A 279-nucleotide genomic window follows, 5' to 3' on the forward strand; every position below is an offset into this window, starting at 1 on the left:
GCAGCGCCAGTGGGCGGAAGGTGCCGGGTTCGTAGACGTAGCTGCGGTGGTGGTTAGGGCCGCTTTCGGCGACGAGGTGGTCGCCTTGCCAGAAGAACTCGGTGGTCTGGCCGTCGACGGTTTTGCGGATGCGCCGGCCGAAGGCGTCGTACTGGTAGGTCGCGGTTTGGCCGTCGGCGCGGGTCAGGCCGATCAGGCGGTGCTGGCAGTCGTAGCGGTACTCGGTGACGAGTTGCTGGTCGCGGCCACGGCGTTCGCGGATCAGGTTGCCGAAGGCGT

1 protein-coding gene is annotated in these 279 nt (G+C 67.7%); it reads right to left on the reverse strand.

Translation table 11 applies throughout. The features are described 5' to 3' along the window. Nucleotides 1-279, reverse strand: a 279-nt coding sequence (locus QMX91_RS31505) for an RHS repeat domain-containing protein (RefSeq protein ID WP_282413928.1), incomplete at both ends; no start/stop codon positions are given.

It is taken from the genome of Pseudomonas sp. PS01299, assembly GCF_029960145.1.
GTDB classification, from domain to species: Bacteria; Pseudomonadota; Gammaproteobacteria; order Pseudomonadales; family Pseudomonadaceae; genus Aquipseudomonas; species Aquipseudomonas putida_A.